Source organism: Leptothrix ochracea L12 (assembly GCF_000262525.1).
The window spans coordinates 1-20,991 of record NZ_JH660678.1; the positions used below are offsets into that span (position 1 = coordinate 1).

Genomic DNA, 20,991 nt, shown 5'->3' on the forward strand with positions numbered 1-20,991 from the left:
TCAGCCAATGAGGTGAGATGGACCCGGCCTGCGCCACCTTGCAGGGCGGCCAAACCAGCCAAGCGTGCTGCGCCCGACATGCCGGCGGCGCCCCCCACCACCCAGACATCGCCAAAACTACCTTTATGTTGAGCATGGCGTCGCACGGGCCAGCGCTGACGCAATTGAGCCGTGCTGGCCAGCCAAGCAGTGGGTGCAATTTGTTCGACGTCCATGCCCAAGCTGTCCCACCATATTTCGCCGCACAAATCACGTCCATGAGCGGTGAATAAGCCCGGAGCCAATCCTAAAAGGGCCAGTGTCCAGTGGGCCTGAATACCCAGACCCGATTCGGTGAGCGTGCCGGAGTCTGCCCTCAAGCCGGAGGGAAGGTCCACGGCCAAGATCGGTGCTGGTGCTGCATTCAAAGCGGTGATGCCATGAGCGAGGATGCTGTCAGGCGTTCGATTCAGACCGCGACCCAACAAAGCGTCGATGCTTAGATCTCGTTGCGAAAAACCGTTGGGGGGCGTGCAGCGGTTGTCGATGGAGACGCCACTTGCTTGGGCACGGTGCAAGGCCGCTCGGGCATCGGGGGGGAGAGGATCTTCTGTGCCCAGCCAACTGACGTGTACGTTCAGTCCGGCATGCAGTCGAAGTTGTCGCGCCGCTTCAAAGCCATCGCCGCCGTTGTTGCCGGGTCCAGCAAGGACCCACACCTGCTGAGCATGCGGTGCGACTGCGCGTGCCAGTCGAGCCACGGCTACGCCAGCGCGTTGCATCAAGGAGGGTTCTTCTGACCAAGAGGCGCTCCCCAGCGATTCGAGGGCCCGATTACCGGCTGTGTTGTAGAGCGGCCAGTGGGTCGTGCGTTGACTGTGTGGCCCCAAGACCCGGCAAAGCCCAAGAGGATGATGACGATTCATGATGCGAGCGCGTCGGCGCATGTTTTGGGCCAAGCAGCCGGGGGCATGACTTGAGTGTGATGATCTCGGTGGGCTCGTCGGGCCAAGGCCAGCAAGGCCTTGTCGCGCGTGATGAGCGTGGCTTGACGCGTGATGGCCAGATCAATGAAGCACTGGTCATCGGGGTCGGTGCAGCGTAAGCGTGGATGGGGTGGGTCTTCCGGGGTAGAAGGTAGGAGACGCACCCAGCGATCCCAAGCGGTGATCAGGGTTTCGGCGTTGCGTGTTGCATCAAAGTGTTTGCTCAGCGTTGGATAGCCCAAAACGTGCATGAATTCCTCGCGCATGGTGGGTGTTGCAGACCAATGCCAGCGCTGGGCTTGCAACTCGTGATGAATCGGGCGCATTTCTGGATCGTCGAACAGCAACCAAGCCAAAGCAACGTTGGTGTCCAGAATCAATTCACGGCTCATCTCAGCCATGGGCGCACGCTGAATGGCTGGGGATTGAGGCTCGGCTCGCGTCCTGCGATCTGATCAGCCAGCAGGCGAGCGCTACCGCAAGCAAGCGACCAGCCGTGGGCGCCGTGGCCGACGTTGAGCCACACTCCGCTGGATGGCGCGGGGCCGACCACCGGTGGGCCGTGCGGCAACATGGGGCGAGCGCCCTTCCATATTTGGGGTTGAGACATATCGGCCGCGTAGGGATACCAGCGGTGCAGTGCTTTGTAGAGCGGCATGAGCGCACCACTTTGTTGCAGCGGTTGGCGATCTTGGAAGATTTCAAATCCTCCGGTCACACGGACACGATCCCCCATACGGGTGATGGCGATGCCTGTCCGCGCATCAACGATCGCCGATCGTGGGGCATGGCCATCGGCGCGCAGGCGCAAGGTGACGGAGTAGCCGTACACCGGGAGGATGGGCAGATCTAGGCCGGCACTGCGCAGCACCGGTTTGGCGCTTGCGCCACCGCAGATCACGACAGCGTCGTAGGGCTCAATACGCAACTCGGGCGGACGTTCTTGAGTCCCGGGTGAGCGCAAGGCCCGTTGCTCAAAATGCACCAAGGGGCGACCTTGTGTGCAATCCAAAGCACGGACCTCCGTGCCGAAGCGGAAAAGAACGCCGTATTTTTCGGCGGCAATGTCACGCAGCATTTGGGCGAATTGACGGCAGTTGCCCACACCGTCATCCGCCAAGAGAAGACCACCCGCCAACCGAACCTTCTCGCGCAAACTGGGTTCGATCTCGCGGCAGCGTTCGGGCGTGAGTTCTTGCGCATCAACGCCAAGCTCCGTCAGCATCGTCATATGCCGATGAGTGGCTGCAAATTCACGCCCACTGCGTAGCAGCAACAACACGCCGTCGCTGCGTTCGTAGTCAAGTCGGTATCGTTCAGTGATGCCTGCCAAGCGTTCGCGGCTGAGTCGGGCTAGCTCCACCATGGCGCGTACGTCTGCGGCTTGGGGGGCCTCGCAGGCTTGCCACCACTGCCTCAGCCAGCTCCATTGGCTGCGATTGAGATTGGGCCGCCAGCGCAAAGCTGACTCATGGGTAAACAAGCCACGCAACAGCCAACGCCGTAAGCCGGGCGCGGCGGCAGGGGAGACGCACCCAGGGGAAACCAAGCCGGCATTGGCGAAGCTGCCCTCTGAAGCCACCATGTCGTTGCGATCAAAGACAGTGACCCGGTGGCCGTCGATGGCCAGTTCGTAAGCGGTGGTGATGCCGGTGATGCCGGCACCCATGATGGCAATATGCATCCTGCAGAACCCATGTACAATCTGCGGGTTTATCCGGGCCCTGAACGAAAAGCCGTGTGAACCCGCCTTAAAAGCGGCGAAACGCCACCAAGTGCCAACCCATGCACCCTCTAGCAAGTTTCCACGCTAGTCCGGTGTTGGCTAAGGTGGAAGCAAGCAAGTAAAGCAGGGAACAGATCAATAAGCCCGAACCCGGTCACCTAAAGGTGTCGCTTGACGCGATTCGTGCCGGATTCTAGACCCAACCTTTGGAGCAAATATGCCCTACTCGATGCGCGAAATGCTGGAAGCCGGCGTCCACTTCGGACACCAAACTCGCTTCTGGAACCCCAAGATGGCCCCGTATATCTTCGGCCATCGCAACAAAATTCACATCATCAATCTCGAAAAGACGGTTCCGCTTTTCGAAGAGGCTACCAAGTTTGCTCGTCAACTGGCAGCGCGTCGCGGCACCATCTTGTTCGTTGGCACCAAGCGTCAAGCACGCGAAGTGGTGGCTGAAGAAGCTTCGCGCGCCGGCATGCCCTACGTCGATCAGCGTTGGCTCGGCGGCATGCTGACCAACTTCAAGACCGTCAAGGGTTCGCTGAAGAAGCTCAAGGACATGCAAGCTCGGACTGAAGCTGGCTTGGAGTCGATGAGCAAGAAAGAAGGCTTGTTGTTCCAGCGCGAGCTTGCCAAGCTGGAAAAGACATCGGCGGTATCCAAGACATGGGTGGTTTGCCGGATGCGCTGTTCGTGATCGACGTGGGCTTCCACAAGATTGCGATTGCTGAAGCTCAAAAGCTGGGCATTCCCATCATCGGCGTGGTCGATACCAACCACAGCCCGGAAGGCATCAACTACGTGATCCCGGGTAACGACGACTCGGCCAAGGCTGTGGCTCTGTACGCCCGCGCTTTTGCTGACGCCGTCCTCGAAGGCCGTGCCAATGCGGTGGCCGAAGTGGTGGAAGCTGTTTCGACGACCTCGTCGGACGAATTCGTGGAAGTCAACGAAGCGGCCTAACCGTTTCGCAAGGGCATCCTCAGGGTGCATGACTTCGGGGGCTGAAAAGCCCCTTTTTTCCAAGATTTTCCAAGTTCACTAGGAGAGAAAACATGGCTGCGATCACCGCAAGCATGGTGGCTGAACTGCGCGCTAAGACCGATGCGCCGATGATGGAGTGCAAGAGGGCACTGACCGAAGCTGAAGGCGATATGGTCCGCGCTGAAGAAATTTTGCGTGTCAAGCTCGGCAGCAAGGCCAGCAAGGCCGCGACCCGCGTGACCGCTGAAGGCGTGATCGCGGCCGCTGTGTCCGGCTCGATCGGCGCACTGGTGGAAGTGAATTGCGAAACCGACTTTGTGTCGAAGAACGATCACTTCGTCGCTTTTGTGCAAGCCTGCGCCAAGTTGGCTGCTGAGCAAAATCCGGCAGACGTGGCTGCCTTGTCTGCTCTGCCTCTGTCTCTGGCTGACTTCGGTCCGACCGTGGAAGATGTGCGCAAGGGTTTGATCGGCAAGATCGGCGAGAACATGACGATCCGCCGTTTCAAGCGTTACGCCGATGGCGGCTCGCTGGCGCATTACCTGCACGGTGTGCGTATTGGTGTGATGGTGGAATACACCGGTGATGCCACTGCCGCCAAGGATGCTGCCATGCACATCGCTGCGATGAAGCCCGTGTCGGTGTCGTCGGCCAATGTGCCAGCTGACCTGATCGAGAAAGAACGCCGCGTGGCTGCCGAGAAGGCCGCCGAGTCCGGCAAGCCGGCTGAAATCGTCGCCAAGATGGTCGAAGGCTCGGTGCAGAAGTACCTGAAGGAAGTTTCGCTGTTGGATCAGGTCTTCGTGAAGGCGGCTGACGGCAAGCAAACCGTGGGTCAATATCTGAAGAGCGTGGGCACCACAGTCACTTCGTTCACGATGTTCATCGTTGGCGAAGGTATCGAGAAGAAGCAAGACGACTTCGCCGCCGAAGTGGCGGCCCAAGTGGCTGCTGCCAAGGGTCAGTGATCTGCGTTTAACCCCTTAAACTTGCTGCCCCGTCTTCTCTAAGGACCTTTTCCATGTCGGCCTACAAACGCATTCTCTTGAAACTCTCTGGTGAGGCACTCATGGGGGACGATGCTTATGGCATCAATCGCGCCACCATTGTGCGCATCGTGCGTGAGATTCAAGAGGTCACCCGCATGGGGTGCGAGGTCGCGGTGGTGATTGGCGGCGGCAACATTTTTCGAGGGGTGGCTGGCGGCGCGGTCGGTATGGATCGCGCCACCGCCGATTACATGGGCATGTTGGCCACGGTGATGAACGCGCTGGCCTTGGCTGACACGATGCGCCAAGAAGGTTTGGTGGCTCGTGTGATGTCCGCCATTGCGATTGAGCAAGTGGTGGAGTCGTATGTGCGGCCCAAGGCGTTGCAGTACCTCGAAGAAGGCAAGGTTGTGGTCTTTGCTGCGGGCACAGGCAACCCCTTCTTCACCACCGATACGGCTGCGGCTTTGCGGGGTGCAGAAATTGGGGCTCAGATTGTGTTGAAGGCCACCAAGGTCGATGGGGTCTACACCGCTGATCCCAAGACAGATCCTTCGGCGACCCGTTATCCCTCGCTGACCTTTGATGAAGCCATTCAGCGCAATTTGCGCGTCCTTGACGCGGCTGCTTTCGCCGTTTGTCGAGATCAGAATTTGCCGATCCGGGTGTTCTCGATCTTCAAGCCGGGAGCCCTGCGGCGCGTGGTTGAAGGCGAAGATGAAGGCACTTTGGTGCATGTTTGAGCTTGTTTTGAGCCGTTGCTGGAGTCTTTCATGAGCATTGCAGAGATCAAGAAAAACGCTGAAGCCAAGATGGCCAAGTCCATCGAAGCCTTCAAGGGTGAGTTGCAGAAAATCCGGACCGGTCGGGCTCACCCGGGCATCTTGGATCAGGTGCAGGTCGATTACTACGGCTCGCTGTTGCCGATCAGCCAAGTGGCCAATGTGACCTTGGTGGATGCGCGCACCATCAGCGTGCAGCCGTGGGAAAAAACCATGGCCAAACCGATCGAGAAGGCCATTCGCGAGTCCGACCTCGGCTTGAATCCATCCGCTATGGGTGATTTGATCCGTGTGCCGATGCCTGCTCTGACTGAAGAGCGTCGTCGCGATCTGACCAAGGTGGTGCGTCACGCCGGCGAAGACGCCAAAGTGGCGGTGCGTAATGTGCGCCGTGACGCCAACGATCACGCCAAAAAGCTGCTCAAAGACAAGCTCATCACCGAGGACGAAGAACGTCGCTCGATCGATGAAGTCCAAAAGCTGACTGATCGCACCATCACTGAATTGGATAAGTTGATCCAAACCAAAGAAGCCGAGATCATGGCCGTTTAAGGCTCAGGCCTCGACGCGTCTTCCTCGAGCTTTGGCTGTGGCAACCAAGACTTCTTCTTCACTGGCGGGTGCTGTGCCGGTTCCGCGTCACGTGGCCATCGTGATGGATGGCAACGGCCGTTGGGCCAAGCGGCGCTTGATGCCTCGGGTGGTGGGCCACAAGTTTGGTGTCGATACGTTGGTGAAGGTCATCGATGCCTGCGCTGAGCGCGGTATTGAGTTCCTCACCGTCTTCGCGTTTTCGTCAGAGAACTGGAAGCGCCCCGAGGATGAAGTTTCTGGTTTGATGAGCCTGATCGTCGTGGCGGTGTCGAAGTACCTGCTCAAGATGGTCAACGACGGCGTGCGTATCCGCATCATTGGGGACCGCAAGGGTGTGCCGGAGCGCATCTTGGCCGCTTGGGATGACGCCGAGGCGCGCACGGCGCACAACACCCGCATCACTGTTTCGGTGGCCTTCAACTACGGCGGGCGTTGGGACGTGGTGCAGGCGTGTCGCCAAGCTCTTGCGGCGGGCATTCAGCCCGAGGCCTTGGATGAGGCGATGTTGTCCGGCTTCATGTCACAGGCTTACGCGCCGGACCCTGATCTTTTTATCCGCACGGGGGGTGAAGTGCGGGTTTCCAATTTTCTGCTCTGGCAGATCGCTTACGCTGAGTTGGTGTTCTCCGACTGCCTTTGGCCGGATTTCGACGCCAAAGCGCTTGACGATGCACTGGTCGCCTATGGGCGCCGTGATCGCCGTTTCGGCCAGGTCAAAGCCCCGTGATGGGCGGGTTGATCTGTTTCTTCCTTCCTTCTAAAGCGCTTTGACGCTTTTTCAGCATGCTCAAACAGCGCATTCTCACGGCCATCGTCTTGCTTGCCCTGCTGATTCCGGCGCTCTGGATGGATGCGCAAGCCCCGTTTGCGTTGCTGAGCCTGCTCATGATCGGCGCGGCGGGTTGGGAGTGGGCGCGGCTCAATGCCTTGCCCGGTTTGGCCGCCCTGCAAGGTGGCGCAGGCCGGGTCCATCTCACCTCATTGGCTGAAACGGCAGTGAAGGAACTTATGACTCGGCCGCTTGAACACTTGCTCAAGAATCCGCGTCTGCTCCACCATGCCACCGTGGTGGCGGGCTGCGGCGGCGGTGAAGATATCCAGCAAGTGCTTCCGGTCCTGCTGGAAACAGCGCCCAGACTGATCTTGGATGCGGATGCCCTCAACGCCGTGGCACGTGACGACAGCCTGCGTCACGCCCTCAAAGAACGCCATCAGCACGATATGGCGACCATCCTGACACCTCATCCGCTGGAAGCCGCACGTCTACTGGGACACTGGGAAGCTCATGAGGTTCAGGCCAATCGTATTGAGGCAGCCACACACCTTGCCCATGCATTGAACTGCGTCGTGGTCCTCAAGGGCTCCGGCAGCATCGTCACCACTCCCGGCCACTTGGCCATGCTGCATCCCGTGGGTAACGTGTCACTCGCCACCCCAGGCAGTGGGGATGTGCTTGCGGGCTTCATGGGCGGCCTCTGGAGCCAACTGGCGCACCTCGAACCGCAGGCTGCACACGTTGATTCGGCCCGACAAGCGGCGCACACCGCTGTGCACTGGCACGGACTGAGCGCCGAGCGACTCAGTCCCCGAGGCGAAGTGCTACGCGCCGAAACGTTGGCGCGTCAACTCATCTTGCCCCCTTTCGACCTGGACGAGCCTTTTCCCGCCCAGCCCCTTCGTCGCGAGCATGTCGGACCGTAGGTTTCTTTTTCTTGTCTCTCGCCACCTGACGCAGTGCCCGATCCGCCTCTTTGATGGACGCCAAGGTAGCTTCTGACCCCGCCAAACGCTCACGACCGAATCCACCACTGGGCGCAGATGACGCGGCTCCGACACTCTGGCTCTCGGTCATGAGGCGGAAATCAATCCGGCGACCATCCAGATCCACCCGACTCACTTGGACGCGGACACGCGCCCCAATACCGTAGCGAACCCCCGTACGCTCACCCCGCAGCTCTTGGCGAGCGTCATCCAAGCGGAAGTATTCGCCGCCCAACTCGGTGATGTGGATCAGGCCCTCGACAAACAGCGCGTCGAGCTGCACAAACAAGCCAAAACTCGTGACCGCACTCACCGTCCCGGCATAGACCTCGCCCAAGCGATCGCGCATGAACTTGCACTTGAGCCAAGCTTCCACATCACGCGAAGCTTCGTCCGCGCGTCGCTCGTTGGCACTGCAATGCGCACCAGCCACATCCCAAGCCTCAGCAGGGGTTGCCGTCGCAGTTGCACCGACTTGCGGTAAAGGAATCTCTAACTTGTAGCGTTTGGCTTGCAACAGCGCCTTGATCACTCGATGCACCAGCAAGTCCGGATAACGCCGAATCGGACTGGTGAAGTGGGTATACGCCGCATAAGCGAGACCAAAGTGCCCGCTGTTGTGCGGCGTGTAGATCGCCTGCTGCATGGAGCGCAGCAGCATGGTGTGGATCTGCACAGCATCGGGCCGATCGCGGGTTTGCAGTGCAATGGCTTGCAATTCAGCTGGCTTCGGGTCTTCGCTCAACTCAGCCGTCACCCCCACGCTGCGCAGGTAGTTGATCAAGGTCTGGCGCTTCTCGGGAGTTGGCCCTTCGTGGACACGGAACAGGGCCGGATGCTTGGCCCGCTCGATGAAGTCGGCTGCACAGACGTTGGCCGCAAGCATGGCTTCTTCGATCAAACGATGCGCTTCGGTCCGGACACGGGGCACGATCTTCTCGATCCGGCCGTTGTCATCGCAAACGATTTGGGTTTCAGTGGTCTCAAAATCGACAGCGCCCCGCACGCCGCGCGCCTTAAGCAGCGCCCGATAAACCTCGTGCAGATGGATCAATTGCGGCACAAGATCGGCATGCATCTGCGCTTCTGGCCCCCGGGTGTTGGCCAACAAAGCGGCCACCGTGGTGTAGGTCAACCGAGCATGCGAGCAAATCACCGCCGGGTAAAACTGATAGGCCTGCACGTCCCCCTGCGCTGTGACCAGCATGTCACAGACCATGCTGAGTCGATCCTCATCCGGATTGAGGGAACACAGCCCGTTGGAGAGCTTCTCCGGCAACATCGGGATGACTCGGCGCGGGAAATAGACCGAGGTAGAGCGCTCGAAGGCATCGTTATCCAGCGGCTGTCCTGGTTTGACGTAGTGACTCACGTCCGCAATCGCCACCAACAAACGCCAACCTTTGCCCCGATCGACCCGACAGGGTTCGCAATAGACCGCGTCGTCAAAGTCACGCGCATCTTCACCATCAATCGTAACCAGCGGCACATCGGTCAGATCGATACGTTGCTGGCGATCCACCGCCCGCAGCCGTGAGGGCAACTTGCCGGCCTGCGCCAATGTTTCGGGTGAAAAGCGGTGCGGAACCTCAAATTTACGCACGGCAATCTCGATCTCCATGCCGGGATCATCGATATCACCCAGCACCTCCGCAATCCGCCCCACCGGTTGGGTATGCAAAGAGGCCACTTCGGTCAACTCGACCGCCACCACCTGCCCCACTTGGGCATCGGCCACGTTGTGGCGCGGTATGAGGATATCTTGGCCAAAACGTCGATCTTCGGGGGCGACGATCCACTGCCCGCCCTCATGCAACAAGCGGCCAATGATGGGTGTTTTGCGCCTCTCGATGATCTCCAAGATCCGCCCCTCTGGCCGACCTTTGCGATCTTGGCGAATCACGCGCACCCGAACACGATCACGATGGAGCACCGCGCGCATTTCTTGGGGGGAAAGATAAATGTCAGGCTCATCCATCCCAGTGATCAGAAAGCCATGACCATCACGATGCCCCTGAACGGTGCCCTCGATTTCGCTCATCAACGAAAATTTTTGACTAGGGTATTGCATTTCAGATCGATCCCAATATAGAATTCAATTCTCAGCTTGAGACGAAGTTAAAAGAACGTTTCAAAGCAAAGCCCAGGTGGCGGAATTGGTAGACGCACTAGTTTCAGGTACTAGCGGGTAACTCCGTGGAGGTTCGAGTCCTCTCCTGGGCACCAGATACAAAGCACGGTCAGCGCAAGTTGACCGTGCTTTTTCATGGCTAGCTGCACAAAACCCGACAAACCTCCCCGAAGGGAGGCCCACTTCCACATCGATTCAGACCGACCGACGAGCGGCCAAATCCGCCGGACGCAGTCGATCATAGTCTTCAAAAGGCTGATGAATCCAAGGATTGGTCGGCAACTTTTCGACAAAGTAGTCCGGCTCGTAGGTCGAGATGCCTTTGACCCACAACACGGCCGAGCGCAACTCATGGATGGCGGGCATGCTGCGCAGCCGATCCACCACCGCTTGCAGCGTCACACCCGAATCGGCCAAGTCGTCCACCAAAAGCACCCGTCCAGCCAACTCACCCTTGGGCATGGTGATGTAAGTCGCCATATCCAAGCGCCCTTGGATCGTGCCGGCTTCAGCGCGATACGAACTTGTGGCCATGATGGCCAAAGGCTTGTCAAAGACGCGCGAGATCACATCCCCCGGTCGCAGGCCACCTCGGGCCAAGCAAAGGATCTGATCAAACGCCCAGCCAGACTCATGCACTTGGCGCGCCAAGCGCTCAATCATCTGGTGGTAATCGTCCCAAGAAACGTAGAGATGTTTACCGTCATCGGTCAGCATGATCACTCCCTCAAGCCTTGTAGGGGTGACGCAACAAGATCGTGTGATCGCGATCCGGACCGGTCGAAACCATGTCAATCGGTGCGCCGATGAACGCCTGCACCCGCTCCAGATAGCGGCGCGCGTTCAAAGGCAGCTTGTCCCACTCGGTCACGCCGAAGGTGGTTTCCGTCCAGCCCGGGAAGGTTTCGTAGACTGGCGCGCAATTGACAATCTCATCGGCATCAAGCGGCAAGATGTCGATGCGTTCGCCGTGCAAGTCGTAGCCGACGCACATTTTGATCTCAGACAGACCATCAAGCACATCGAGCTTGGTCAGGCACAGGCCCGAAATACCGTTGATCAGGATGGAGCGCTTCATCGCCGCAGCATCCAGCCAGCCGCAGCGACGTGCACGCCCCGTCACGGTGCCGCGCTCCTGACCGACCGTCGAGAGGTGATGCCCCACGGTACCGGCCTCATCCATCGGCAACTCGGTCGGGAACGGCCCGGAGCCCACGCGCGTGGTGTAGGCCTTGGTGATGCCCAAGATGTAATGCAGCATGCCCGGGCCGACGCCGGAGCCAGCCGCCGCATTGCCCGCCACGCAGTTGCTGGAAGTAACGAATGGATAGGTGCCGTGGTCGATGTCCAGCAACGTGCCTTGGGCTCCTTCGAACAGGATCGAGCCGCCAGCACGGTTGGCCGCATCAATGCGTACGCCAACGTCAGCCATCATGGGCTTGAGCTGCTCGGCCTGTTGCATGGCCAGATCAAAAATCGGCTGAAATTCAAGCGCCGTGCTCTTCAAATAGCCTGACAACGCAAAGTTATGCAGATCCAGCAATTCGCGCAGTTTCTTCTCGAAACGCGCCGGGTGCTTCAGATCTTGAACGCGCAGCGCACGGCGTGCGACCTTGTCCTCATAGGCCGGGCCAATCCCCTTGCCGGTGGTGCCGATCTTGCCGACGCCAGAGTTCTCACGCAGGGCTTCACGCGCTTTGTCCACTTCCACATGGAAAGGCAGAATCAAGGGACACGACTCGCTGATGAACAAGCGCGAACGCACTTCCAGCCCAGCCGCTTCCAAGCGCCCGATTTCAAGCAGCAAATGGGTGGGATCCACCACCACACCATTGCCGATGTAGCAGGCCACGCCGGGACGCATGATCCCGGAAGGAATGATCTGCAGCGCAGTTTTCTTGCCATTGATCACCAAGGTGTGACCGGCGTTGTGGCCACCTTGGAAGCGCACCACACCTTCGGCATGATCGGTCAACCAATCCACCACTTTGCCCTTGCCTTCGTCACCCCATTGGGTGCCGACGACAACCACATTGCGACCGCGTGCGGCAGCCGCCGCCTCACTGCGTGTATCTGTCTGAGACATCTGGAATATTCCGCTCGAAGTGTTTTCAGGTGGTCCGCCAGCGCTCAGCGTGCGCAGACCACCCACTGTCCATTGACCTCGACCAGCTCGCGGTCGCAGTCAAACTCATCTGCTTCATGCTCGTGCCCAGGAAGCACGCACGTCACCGTTTCACCTTGAACGCGCAAATGCCGAATCGCGGCCCGCAAGGCAGCCTCTTCGTTCCAAGGAGCTCGGATCGCCGCGCGACGACCATCCAAACTGATGTGGGCCACCACCGATTTGAGATCCAAGCTAAAGCCGACAGCGGGTCGGCTGCGACCAAAAATTTGGCCCACTGCGTCATAACGCCCCCCGCGCAGCAGGGCCTCACGACTACCGTTCCCATAAAGCGCAAAGCGCGGGCCGGTGTAGTAGGCGTAGCCCGAAAGATCCGCCAGATCAAAACCGATCGTCAAATCGGTGTACGAGGCCTGAAGATGCCCCGCCAACCAAGCCAAATCATGCAAAGCTGCTTCAATGGCGGGCAACGCCGGGAGTTGCTGACGTGCTTGATCCAACACGGATAGGCCGCCGTACAACTCAGGTAGCGCCAACAGCGCTTGTGTCAGCACCGGATCCGTCCCCTCAGCCACCGTGTTTGCGATCAAACGCAGCAACTCGGGCCGATCCTTGGCCACCATGGCAGCCACCCAAGCCGCACGATCCCGCGCAGCCACGCCCGTCGCATCAAGCAACGCGGTGACGATGCGCGCATCGCCCAGATCCATGGTCAGGCCCGCTAAGCCTGCTCGGCCCAAACAATCGATGGCCAGATCTTGGATTTCCAGATCGGCTTCCAGCCCAGCGTGGCCATAGGTTTCAGCACCGAACTGCAAGGGCTCGCGGGTGGCGTAGGCCCCGGCGGGCAAGGCATGCAACACCGGGCCGCAATAGCAAAGCCGGGTCACACCGGCTCGGTTGAGCAGATGGGCGTCGATGCGTGCGACTTGCGGCGTGGTATCAGCGCGCACCCCCAAAGTGCGGCCACTCAACTGATCGACCAATTTGAAGGTCATCAAATCAAGCGACTCACCACTGCCACTCAAAAGAGAGTCGAGATGCTCGGCCAAGGGCGGCATGACCAACTCGTGCCCAAAAGATCGGGCGGCATCAAGCAGAGTCCGGCGCAGCTCTTCGAGGCGACGAGCCTCGTGGGGCAAGACATCAGCGAGATGCTCGGGCAACAGCCAGGCAGAAGACATAGGAGCGCAGTAGATGAAACGTGCGATTGTACCGGGCCGGCACAGCCCCTCAGCTGCGCAGCGTCAGCGCCACAGCGCCGCCACCCACAGCAGGCCCGCGAGCACAGAACACAGCCCAATGAAACGAAGCTGACCGTCAGAGAGCTGCAAGGCCTGCTCGAAGACCCGCCGCCATTGGCGTGGGCGCAAGAGCGGCAACAGCCCTTCCAAAATCAGCACCAAGGCACCAGCCAACCACAGGGCATCGAGCATGCCAAGTGGCTCACTTGCGAGCTGGGGCCGCAGCGCCACCCGAGCCGCCGCCATTACGCATGACTTTGAAGAACTCGGTACTCGGGTCCACCACGATCACGTCGCTTTTGCTGCGGAAACTGGCTTTGTACGCGTCGAGGCTGCGCAGGAACTGTGCAAATTGGGGGTCACGGCCAAAGGACTCAGCGTACAAGACCGCAGCCTTGGCATCGCCCTCGCCTTTGACCTTTTGAGCCTCGCGATAAGCCTCAGCCAAAATCACTTCACGTTGACGATCGGCATCAGCGCGGATTTTTCGCCTTCGGCAGAGCCTTCAGAACGCAACTCATTGGCCACACGCTTGCGCTCGGATTCCATACGGCGATAGACCGAATCGGTGATGGAGGCGGCGAAATCAACCCGCTTGATACGCACATCCACAATCTCAATGCCAAAGTTCTTGGCGTCGTCGCTCAAGCGCTGCATCACGCCTTGCATGATCTTTTCGCGATCCGTCGAAAGCACCGCACGCACGCTGCGCTTGGTGACCTCTTCGTTCAGAGCCGCTTGGACGATCGGCGAGAGGCGCGCCTCGGCGTTACGCAGATCCAAACCGGTGTTGCGAATGAATTGACGCGCCTCCTTGACCCGCCACTTCACCAGCCAGTCGATGACCAAACTCTGCTTTTCAGCCGTGAAGATCGGACGGGTTTCGGGGCTGTCGAGGGTGTAGGTGCGCCGATCAATGAAGACGACGTTTTGCAACGGCGGCGGCAATTTGAACTTCAACCCCGGCTCGGTGATCACTTCGCGGATTTCACCCAGCGAATAGACCACCGCAAAATTGCGCTGATCGACGACGAACAACGTCGACATGGCCAACACCAAGACCAGCAACAGCGAAACAACAGCGAAAATTAAACGATTCATGCGTGCATCTCCCCTCAACGCCCTTCGCGGTCACGACCGCGTGTGCCTTCCCGTGAGCGGGGATCCGCCGCCGGTGGTGGCAACACCGCCGCCACGGCGGGAGCCACCGCTGTCGCAGACAGTGCTTCCGGTGCAGAGGCGGCACCCGCCGCCGCCGGCGCGCCGCCCGTCGAGGCTTGCAGCAATTTATCCAGCGGCAGATAAAGCAAATTACCCCCGCCGCGCGAGTCCACCATCACCTTGGTCACGCTCGAATAAATCTGCGACATGGCATCGATGTAGAGCCGGTCGCGCATCACAGCCGGGGCTTTTTGATACTCGGGCAGCACGCTGCGGAAACGCTGCGCATCGCCTTCGGCTTGAGCGACCACGCGTGCCTTGTACCCCTCGGACTCTTCACGCAACCGCGCCGCCATACCACGCGCCTTCGGGATGACATCGTTGGCGTAGGCTTGGCCTTCGTTCTTGAGTCGCTCTCGGTCGGCACCGGCTTTGAATGCATCGTCAAAAGCCGCCTGAACTTGCTCGGGCGGTTGAACGCTTTGCACATTCACATTGGCCACCAAGATGCCGGCCTTGAGTCGATCAAGTTGACTTTGAATCGATTTCACCAGATCGGTCGCAATGGCATCGCGCTGCTCATAGAGCACCGAGTCCATGCTGCTGCGCCCGACAATTTCACGCACCGCCGTCTCTGCGGCTTGCATCACCGCTTCTTCGACGTTGCGGTTTTCAAACATGAAGTCCTTGGCATCTTTCAGACGCCATTGCACCGTAAAACGAATGTCAACGATGTTTTCGTCCTGCGTGATCATGGACGAATCGCGCAAGCCCGTCGCCTGCACCACGGCGTTACGCCCGACCTCGGTCGAACGGGTCTGCGTCACCGCTACCGTCTCATGTGCTTGGAAGGGGTACGGCCAGCGGAAATGAATCCCAGCATCTGCCGTGGTGTGGTTGTAGGCACCAAAGGTGGTGACCACCGCTTGATACCCTTCTGGGACGATGAAAAAGCCACTACCGAGCCAAACCAGCACAGCCCCGCCGATGACGACAGCCCCACCCCAGCCCGCGTTTTTCAAACCCATGGGCGGTGGTGCGCTACCACCGCCTTCGGGGGAGGGGTGTTGTCACGCTTGGCCCCAAAAAGCCCACCGAGCTTTTGGTTGAAATCACGCCAGAGGTCATCAAGATCAGGCGGTCCGTCCGGACGACCTTGATTCAAGATGAGACCGGACTTGATACGCTGCCAGACCAACGACAAGGCGGGCAATTTTCGCGGGGAAGAGTCTGTACTCATGTCGGTTTTCATGGGATCACAGGCTGATCATCTGATTCGGAATAGGGCTGCGTTGTGAAGGCATCGCCGTTTATCAAACCATCGCCTTCGGCCTCGCGGCAATCGGCAATCGCCTGACGCAAGCGTGGCAAGCCGTAGCCCGTCATCGCGCTCACAAACAGTCGGGGAACACTGCGACCCGGTTCGAGCTCAAAAAAATCTTCGTCCGTCCGGGGCTGCAGCGATTCATCCATCAAATCTTGTTTGTTGAACACCAAGATTTGTGGGACCTCGGCCGCACCAATGTCGGCCAAGACACGCTGAACTTCGCGGACTTGCTCAAACCATGTCGGGCTGGCGGCATCGACCACATGGAGCAAAACATCGGCTTCCATGGCCTCTTGCAAGGTAGCTTGGAAGGCATTGACCAAGGCATGGGGCAGATCGCGGATAAAGCCCACGGTGTCGGAGAGCGACACCCGAGCCCGGGCCTCCTCAAGATAGAGCTGCCGTGTGGTGGTATCGAGCGTGGCAAAAAGCTGATCGGCGGCGTAAACGTGCGCCTTCACCAAGGCATTGAACAAGGTGCTCTTGCCGGCGTTGGTGTAGCCCACCAACGAAACCCGCAACACGCCGCTGCGTTCACGCGCCTTGCGCTGGGTGCCACGCTGGCGTTTCACCTTGACCAAACGCTCTTTGACGGCTTTGATGCGCTCGGCAATCATGCGCCGGTCGAGCTCAATCTGGGTTTCCCCCGGACCACCCCGCAAACCGACACCGCCACGCTGGCGTTCCAAATGACTCCAACGCCGCACAAGACGGGTTGAAAGATACTGCAACTTGGCCAGCTCAACTTGTAACTTGCCCTCGTGGCTGCGCGCCCGGGCCGCGAAGATCTCAAGGATCAACATGGTCCGGTCGAGCACCTCAACACCGAGGTGTTTTTCCAGATTGCGCTGCTGTGCCGGCCCAAGGGGTTGATCGAAGATCACACATTGCGCCGCGTGCAGTTGCACCAAAGCTTTGATTTCGTCGGCCTTGCCTGAGCCGACAAAAAGAGCAGCATCAACGCTGCGCCGCTTGGCGGTTAACTTCGCCACCGGCAAATCACCGGCGGACTCGGCCAGCAAAGCCAACTCGTCCAAGGAAGGGTCGAAGAAAGCCTTACCACCAAAGTCAACGCCCACGAGCAAAGCCCGTGGCAGGTCAGCGGCAGAAACAACCGGTGCAGTCAAGCGTGCGTCAACCCAAAAAGGCCGTCAGCGGACTGGCTCAAAGCAAGTCCGCAGGCTGATCACCGACGTGGAAATTGACCACCGGACGACCGGGGACGACCGTCGAGATCGCGTGTTTGTAAACCATCTGGGTCACGGTATTGCGCAACAGAACCACGTACTGATCGAAGGATTCGATATGCCCTTGCAACTTGATGCCATTCACAAGGTAGATCGACACCGGCACATGCTCCTTGCGAAGCAGGTTCAGAAACGGGTCTTGTAGAAGTTGCCCTTTGTTATTGCTCACGATGGTGCTCCGTCTGGGTGGAGTTGTTACGTTGGACGAAATGAGCGCGCACGTTAACACACGCGCCACCGCCCCCGAGGGGTCTTCAGGATTCTTTGGTGTCGAAGGGGTTATGCGAGGCGCGGAACTCGATGCGCAGCGGCGTACCCGCCAAGCTGAAATGCGCCCGGATCCGGCTCTCCAAGTACCGCTTGTAGACATCCGTGACTTGATCCACCGCATTACCGTGGATCACCACCAACGGCGGATTCTGCCCGCCTTGGTGGGCGTAGCGCAGCTTGGGCCGGGTTGAGCCTACCCGCTTGGGTTGCTGGAACTGCACCGCCTCTTGGAGCAGGCGCGTCAGCACCGGGGTGGGCATCTTGGCCATCGCCGCCGCCCATGCGCCCGTGATCGCTTGCCACAAAGGCCCCAAGCCCTGGCGACGTGTGGCCGAGATCTGGAGGATCGGTGCGAACTTCAAGAACGGCAGACGCAGCTCGATGGAACGATCGAGCCGTTCGCGCTGATAGCGGTCGATGGCATCCCATTTGTTGATCGCCACCACCACGGCACGACCCGCCTCCAAGATGTAGCCCGCGATGTGCGCGTCTTGATCGGACACCCCTTCGGTGGCATCGACCACCAACAGCACCACGTTAGCGTCGGCAATCGCTTGCAGGGTTTTGACGACCGAAAACTTCTCGATCGCTTCAAAGACCTTGCCCTTGCGACGCAAACCGGCGGTATCGATCAGCTCAAAATGCTGGCCGTTACGTTCAAAAGGCACATGGATCGTGTCACGGGTGGTCCCTGGCAGGTCAAAAGCCACCAAGCGCTCTTCACCCAACCATGCGTTGATCAGCGTGGACTTGCCGGCATTGGGCCGCCCCGCCACGGCCAATCGAATCGGCCGCGCTGCGCCACCGATCGGACCACTGGCTTCATCGTCATCGTCGGGAAGCTCCACCCCTTCCAGCGCCAATTCCACCAAGCTGCGGATACCTTGGCCGTGAGCCGAGGAAATCGCCACCGGCTGACCAATCCCTAGCTCATAAAACTCCGCCAATTGCGGCGCGTTGATCATGCCTTCGGCCTTGTTGGCCGCGAGAACAACGCGCTTGTTGGCGCTACGCAAGTACTTGGCGATGTCATGGTCTTGCGCGGACAAACCAGCCCGCAGGTCCACCACAAACACCACCGCATCGGCTTCCGCCACCGCTTGACGCGTTTGGCGTGCCATCTCCTTGAAGATGCCTTCGGTGCAATCGGGCTCGAAACCACCCGTATCGATGACGATGAAGGCGTGGCCGGCCAACTTGCCGTCCCCATAGTGACGATCCCGCGTCAGGCCGGGATAATCCGCCACGATCGCATCACGACTGCCCGTGAGTCGGTTGAAAAGCGTGGATTTGCCCACATTGGGGCGCCCCACCAAAGCGATCACAGGTTTCATCAGAGCGTCAATTCAATCGGTCATTCGACCCGCAGGCCATAGGCGTTGCCCGCACGGGTCAACACCAGCACATTCTTGGCCGCCCGCACAGGCGGCGCCATCACACCACTCGCATCGGTGAACCAGCGAAACAACGTTTCGCCCTTGTCCCGAGAGAGAAAATGAATCCATCCTTGGGCATCACCCAAGACCACCGTGCGATCAAACAGCAACGGTGCGCTCAACCCCCGATAACGGAAGCGCTCGGTGCTCCAGACCACATCACCGGTGGGTTGCCGCCAAGCGGTCAGTCGATCGGTGGTGGTGGCCCCAAACACAAAGTCACTGTCGGCCGCCAGCCCTTGGAAGCCAGCATGGGCCCGCGACCACAGCAGATTTGAACGTGCCATGTCCACACAACCCACGCTGGATTGAAACGCACGAACGCACACCACATCCCCCGAACGTCCCGCTGGGCCGACCAAATCAGCCAGTCGCTCGACCTCATTGGTGCCGCGTGGCGTAGCAATCACATGCTCAGCACGCACCGACCCCAGCAAGGGATCTAGGGCCACCAAGCGCGGCCCCATGCCCACTAACAGGGTATTTTGGTAGGCCGTCAACACACCGGTTTGGGCCAAGGCCAAGGCATCGGTGGCTGGACGCTGGAAGACCAAGCTTGCGCCCGTCTTGAGCATCGAAGGCTTCGACGGTGCGCTGCACCCCTTGCACGAACACCCGCTCACCCGCCACCAAGGGCGGCGTGACCACACGCATGTTGAGCCGGGCCTTCCAACGAATGGCACCCGCCGCAATCACCACCAATTCGTTATCGCGTGTCACCACCGCGCTGTACACGCCATCACTCCCCACCCCGGCAGCGATCGGCGCACCCACGCGCACCCGCTCGCGCTGCAAACCTGTGGTGGCATCAAGCGTGACCAGATCCCCGGCCAAGGTCGCCAGTACAAATCGCTCACCCACCACCGCCACAGTCTGACCGGGCACCAAGGGGCCCAAGGAACTGGACCACATCTGTTGGCCAGTCATGCGTGGCGTAAAAGGCTCCAGAGCCGTCGGCTCAGGGGGTGGCGTCGAACCGCAAGCCACCAACCCAACACCAGCGCATGCCACCCAGCCGACCCAGCCCAGCAAGGCTGCCGCACGGGTCAACACAGCCTTGGCGTTGGCGCGACGATTCATCGAGACGCTCCCGAGGCTGCTGCGGCAGGAACGGCAGCAGGCACCATCGCGTCTGCCTTGCCCAAGGCGATCAACTTCGCTTCTACAGCCCGGCGGTAATCGAGGGTATCGGGCATGGCTTGCCAAGCCGAGGTGTACGCCTTCACAGCCTCATCCACCTTGCCTTGCAATTGCAAAACATCGCCACGTCGATCGTCCACCAAAGCCGCCATGGCCTTGGATGGCTCGCCAGCCAAGAGCTTGAGCGCTTCATCGAACTTCTTGTCTTCGGCCAAGATGGCCGCCAATCGCAAGGCGGACAAGGTGCGGTATTCAGGCTCAGAGGCTTCGTCGATGACCCACATCAAGCTGGCACGGGCCGCATCTTTTTGACCGCGATCCCACTGCAAACGCGCTGCCATCAAACCGGCCTGACCGGTATAAGCCGTCCCCGGATAACGACTCTTCAAATCAGCAAACACTTGATTGACACGCGCCACATCGCCCGCCGACATGCCTTGCTCCAAGGCGTCAAACATGCCCGCTGCCTTGGCAGCTTGGTCACGTTGCCACCACTGCCAGCCGTTCCAGCCGGACCATACCAGCAGCACAGCCACCAAGGACCAGCTGATCAAGTTGCCCCAGCGCTGCCAGAAGTGCTTCAGTTGTTCGAGCTGTTCCTGCTCTTCAAGATCTAAATTGCTCATGCGCAAGTCGTGCCCGTGCTAGCCCGCGACCATCCTCGGTCAGCGGAAAATTCGCGATTATGCGGCCCCAGCCCTCTCAGGCGGCACCACCCACCAAGTCCTGCCCCCAAGCCGCCGCATCCGCCAGAGGCTTCAAGCACTGCTCGCCCCCACCAGCGCGCAGCGGCTTGAGCGCCACCATGCCTTGCGCAAGTTCATCGCCACCGAACACCAAGGCAAAACGTGCGCCGCTGGCATCGGCTTTCTTGAACTGCGACTTCATGCTGCCTTGGCCGTCTTTGCCACCGGCGTGCTGCATCACTTTGACGCCCGCAGCGCGCAGCTGTTCGATCACCACCGTGACTTGCGGCAAGGTCTGCGCATCCGGCACCACCGCGTAAGCGTCAGGTACCTGCGCCGGTGGCGTCACGCCACCCTCTTCCAGCAACGCGAGCACACGCTCGACACCCAAGCCCCAACCCACCGCCGGGGACGGCTTGT

Annotated in this window: 20 protein-coding genes, 1 tRNA gene and 3 pseudogenes; 7 read left to right on the top strand and 17 right to left on the bottom strand. The window is 59.8% G+C overall.

Going from position 1 to position 20,991, the window contains the following annotated elements; all coding sequences use genetic code 11:
• The 3 genes from LEPOCDRAFT_RS01250 to LEPOCDRAFT_RS01260 form a co-directional block, all read right to left on the bottom strand.
• On the bottom strand, positions 1 to 869 hold an 869-nt coding region (locus LEPOCDRAFT_RS01250; RefSeq protein ID WP_043909697.1), incomplete at its 3' end, for an NAD(P)H-hydrate epimerase.
• Between the two features lie 32 nt (positions 870 to 901).
• Entirely contained in the window at positions 902 to 1,366 is a 465-nt protein-coding gene (locus LEPOCDRAFT_RS01255; RefSeq protein ID WP_009453380.1) for a putative toxin-antitoxin system toxin component, PIN family, read from the bottom strand.
• On the bottom strand, positions 1,354 to 2,649 hold the full coding sequence (locus LEPOCDRAFT_RS01260; protein ID WP_043909684.1) for an FAD-dependent oxidoreductase: 1,296 nt from the start codon (positions 2,647 to 2,649) through the stop codon (positions 1,354 to 1,356). Before LEPOCDRAFT_RS01260 ends, LEPOCDRAFT_RS01255 begins: the two co-directional genes overlap by 13 nt.
• Before the next feature lie 259 nt (positions 2,650 to 2,908).
• Between LEPOCDRAFT_RS01260 and rpsB the strand changes: the two are divergent.
• The 6 genes and pseudogenes from rpsB to LEPOCDRAFT_RS01290 all read left to right on the top strand — a co-directional run bounded on the left by rpsB (position 2,909) and on the right by LEPOCDRAFT_RS01290 (position 7,744).
• Positions 2,909 to 3,657 (top strand): annotated as a pseudogene (gene rpsB, locus LEPOCDRAFT_RS01265) (30S ribosomal protein S2).
• A gap of 92 nt (positions 3,658 to 3,749) precedes the next feature.
• Complete coding sequence (tsf, locus tag LEPOCDRAFT_RS01270; RefSeq protein WP_009453385.1) at positions 3,750 to 4,646, top strand: translation elongation factor Ts; 897 nt, start codon at positions 3,750 to 3,752, stop codon at positions 4,644 to 4,646.
• A gap of 53 nt (positions 4,647 to 4,699) precedes the next feature.
• On the top strand, positions 4,700 to 5,410 hold the full coding sequence (gene pyrH / locus LEPOCDRAFT_RS01275; RefSeq protein ID WP_009453386.1) for a UMP kinase: 711 nt from the start codon (positions 4,700 to 4,702) through the stop codon (positions 5,408 to 5,410).
• 30 nt (positions 5,411 to 5,440) lie between these two features.
• A complete protein-coding gene (frr, locus tag LEPOCDRAFT_RS01280; RefSeq protein ID WP_009453387.1) occupies positions 5,441 to 6,001 on the top strand; it encodes a ribosome recycling factor in 561 nt (186 codons plus the stop codon).
• Between the two features lie 37 nt (positions 6,002 to 6,038).
• Entirely contained in the window at positions 6,039 to 6,770 is a 732-nt protein-coding gene (uppS, locus tag LEPOCDRAFT_RS01285; RefSeq protein ID WP_009453388.1) for a polyprenyl diphosphate synthase, read from the top strand.
• Positions 6,771 to 6,826: 56 nt separating this feature from the next.
• Entirely contained in the window at positions 6,827 to 7,744 is a 918-nt protein-coding gene (locus LEPOCDRAFT_RS01290; RefSeq protein ID WP_009453389.1) for an ADP-dependent NAD(P)H-hydrate dehydratase, read from the top strand.
• On the opposite strand, the gene rnr is transcribed toward LEPOCDRAFT_RS01290, so the two are convergent.
• Positions 7,671 to 9,845, bottom strand: a complete 2,175-nt coding sequence (gene rnr, locus LEPOCDRAFT_RS01295; protein WP_043909690.1) for a ribonuclease R — start codon at positions 9,843 to 9,845, stop codon at positions 7,671 to 7,673. The genes LEPOCDRAFT_RS01290 and rnr overlap by 74 nt on opposite strands.
• Positions 9,846 to 9,945: 100 nt before the next feature.
• Between rnr and LEPOCDRAFT_RS01300 the strand changes: the two genes are divergently transcribed.
• Positions 9,946 to 10,030: transfer RNA gene (locus LEPOCDRAFT_RS01300), tRNA-Leu, on the top strand.
• A 100-nt stretch (positions 10,031 to 10,130) separates the two neighbouring features.
• Here LEPOCDRAFT_RS01300 and LEPOCDRAFT_RS01305 read toward each other — a convergent pair.
• The 13 genes and pseudogenes from LEPOCDRAFT_RS01305 to LEPOCDRAFT_RS01360 all read right to left on the bottom strand — a co-directional run.
• Positions 10,131 to 10,652, bottom strand: a complete 522-nt coding sequence (locus LEPOCDRAFT_RS01305) for a phosphoribosyltransferase (protein WP_009453391.1) — start codon at positions 10,650 to 10,652, stop codon at positions 10,131 to 10,133.
• 10 nt (positions 10,653 to 10,662) lie between these two features.
• Entirely contained in the window at positions 10,663 to 12,021 is a 1,359-nt protein-coding gene (locus tag LEPOCDRAFT_RS01310) for an adenylosuccinate synthase (RefSeq protein ID WP_009453392.1), read from the bottom strand.
• Between the two features lie 44 nt (positions 12,022 to 12,065).
• Entirely contained in the window at positions 12,066 to 13,244 is a 1,179-nt protein-coding gene (locus LEPOCDRAFT_RS01315) for an ATP phosphoribosyltransferase regulatory subunit (protein WP_009453393.1), read from the bottom strand.
• A gap of 63 nt (positions 13,245 to 13,307) precedes the next feature.
• Complete coding sequence (locus tag LEPOCDRAFT_RS01320) at positions 13,308 to 13,496, bottom strand: DUF2065 domain-containing protein (protein ID WP_009453394.1); 189 nt, start codon at positions 13,494 to 13,496, stop codon at positions 13,308 to 13,310.
• A 10-nt stretch (positions 13,497 to 13,506) separates the two neighbouring features.
• Positions 13,507 to 14,405 (bottom strand): annotated as a pseudogene (gene hflC, locus LEPOCDRAFT_RS01325) (protease modulator HflC).
• Positions 14,406 to 14,419: 14 nt separating this feature from the next.
• A pseudogene (hflK, locus tag LEPOCDRAFT_RS01330) lies at positions 14,420 to 15,717 on the bottom strand (FtsH protease activity modulator HflK).
• Entirely contained in the window at positions 15,714 to 16,889 is a 1,176-nt protein-coding gene (gene hflX, locus LEPOCDRAFT_RS01335) for a GTPase HflX (protein ID WP_172632724.1), read from the bottom strand. The pseudogene hflK and the gene hflX overlap by 4 nt, the downstream one beginning before the upstream one ends.
• Before the next feature lie 67 nt (positions 16,890 to 16,956).
• Positions 16,957 to 17,208, bottom strand: a complete 252-nt coding sequence (gene hfq / locus LEPOCDRAFT_RS01340; protein ID WP_009453400.1) for an RNA chaperone Hfq — start codon at positions 17,206 to 17,208, stop codon at positions 16,957 to 16,959.
• An 85-nt stretch (positions 17,209 to 17,293) separates the two neighbouring features.
• Positions 17,294 to 18,643, bottom strand: a complete 1,350-nt coding sequence (gene der, locus LEPOCDRAFT_RS01345; RefSeq protein ID WP_009453401.1) for a ribosome biogenesis GTPase Der — start codon at positions 18,641 to 18,643, stop codon at positions 17,294 to 17,296.
• 20 nt (positions 18,644 to 18,663) lie between these two features.
• Entirely contained in the window at positions 18,664 to 19,248 is a 585-nt protein-coding gene (locus tag LEPOCDRAFT_RS03030) for an outer membrane protein assembly factor BamB family protein (RefSeq protein ID WP_275934602.1), read from the bottom strand.
• The gene (locus LEPOCDRAFT_RS03035; RefSeq protein ID WP_009453403.1) at positions 19,160 to 19,825 is read right to left on the bottom strand and encodes an outer membrane protein assembly factor BamB family protein; all 666 of its coding nucleotides are present in this window, start codon (positions 19,823 to 19,825) and stop codon (positions 19,160 to 19,162) included. Before LEPOCDRAFT_RS03035 ends, LEPOCDRAFT_RS03030 begins: the two co-directional genes overlap by 89 nt.
• Positions 19,822 to 20,511 carry a YfgM family protein gene (locus LEPOCDRAFT_RS01355; protein ID WP_009453404.1) on the bottom strand — a complete coding sequence of 230 codons (690 nt, stop codon included), beginning with the start codon at positions 20,509 to 20,511 and terminating at the stop codon, positions 19,822 to 19,824. The genes LEPOCDRAFT_RS03035 and LEPOCDRAFT_RS01355 overlap by 4 nt, the downstream gene beginning before the upstream one ends.
• Positions 20,512 to 20,587: 76 nt before the next feature.
• The coding region (locus LEPOCDRAFT_RS01360) for a His/Gly/Thr/Pro-type tRNA ligase C-terminal domain-containing protein (RefSeq protein ID WP_009453405.1) at positions 20,588 to 20,991 on the bottom strand (404 nt) is incomplete at its 5' end.

Bases quoted from the DNA above. Each gene is read 5' to 3' on its own strand.
- LEPOCDRAFT_RS01255 (WP_009453380.1), bottom strand. From the start codon at position 1,366: ATGGCTGAGATGAGCCGTGAATTGATTCTGGACACCAACGTTGCTTTG.
- LEPOCDRAFT_RS01260 (WP_043909684.1), bottom strand. From the start codon at position 2,649: ATGCATATTGCCATCATGGGTGCCGGCATCACCGGCATCACCACCGCT.
- tsf (WP_009453385.1), top strand. From the start codon at position 3,750: ATGGCTGCGATCACCGCAAGCATGGTGGCTGAACTGCGCGCTAAGACC.
- pyrH (WP_009453386.1), top strand. From the start codon at position 4,700: ATGTCGGCCTACAAACGCATTCTCTTGAAACTCTCTGGTGAGGCACTC.
- frr (WP_009453387.1), top strand. From the start codon at position 5,441: ATGAGCATTGCAGAGATCAAGAAAAACGCTGAAGCCAAGATGGCCAAG.
- LEPOCDRAFT_RS01290 (WP_009453389.1), top strand. From the start codon at position 6,827: ATGCTCAAACAGCGCATTCTCACGGCCATCGTCTTGCTTGCCCTGCTG.
- rnr (WP_043909690.1), bottom strand. From the start codon at position 9,845: ATGAGCGAAATCGAGGGCACCGTTCAGGGGCATCGTGATGGTCATGGC.
- LEPOCDRAFT_RS01305 (WP_009453391.1), bottom strand. From the start codon at position 10,652: ATGCTGACCGATGACGGTAAACATCTCTACGTTTCTTGGGACGATTAC.
- LEPOCDRAFT_RS01310 (WP_009453392.1), bottom strand. From the start codon at position 12,021: ATGTCTCAGACAGATACACGCAGTGAGGCGGCGGCTGCCGCACGCGGT.
- LEPOCDRAFT_RS01315 (WP_009453393.1), bottom strand. From the start codon at position 13,244: ATGTCTTCTGCCTGGCTGTTGCCCGAGCATCTCGCTGATGTCTTGCCC.
- LEPOCDRAFT_RS01320 (WP_009453394.1), bottom strand. From the start codon at position 13,496: ATGCTCGATGCCCTGTGGTTGGCTGGTGCCTTGGTGCTGATTTTGGAA.
- der (WP_009453401.1), bottom strand. From the start codon at position 18,643: ATGAAACCTGTGATCGCTTTGGTGGGGCGCCCCAATGTGGGCAAATCC.
- LEPOCDRAFT_RS03035 (WP_009453403.1), bottom strand. From the start codon at position 19,825: ATGAATCGTCGCGCCAACGCCAAGGCTGTGTTGACCCGTGCGGCAGCC.
- LEPOCDRAFT_RS01355 (WP_009453404.1), bottom strand. From the start codon at position 20,511: ATGAGCAATTTAGATCTTGAAGAGCAGGAACAGCTCGAACAACTGAAG.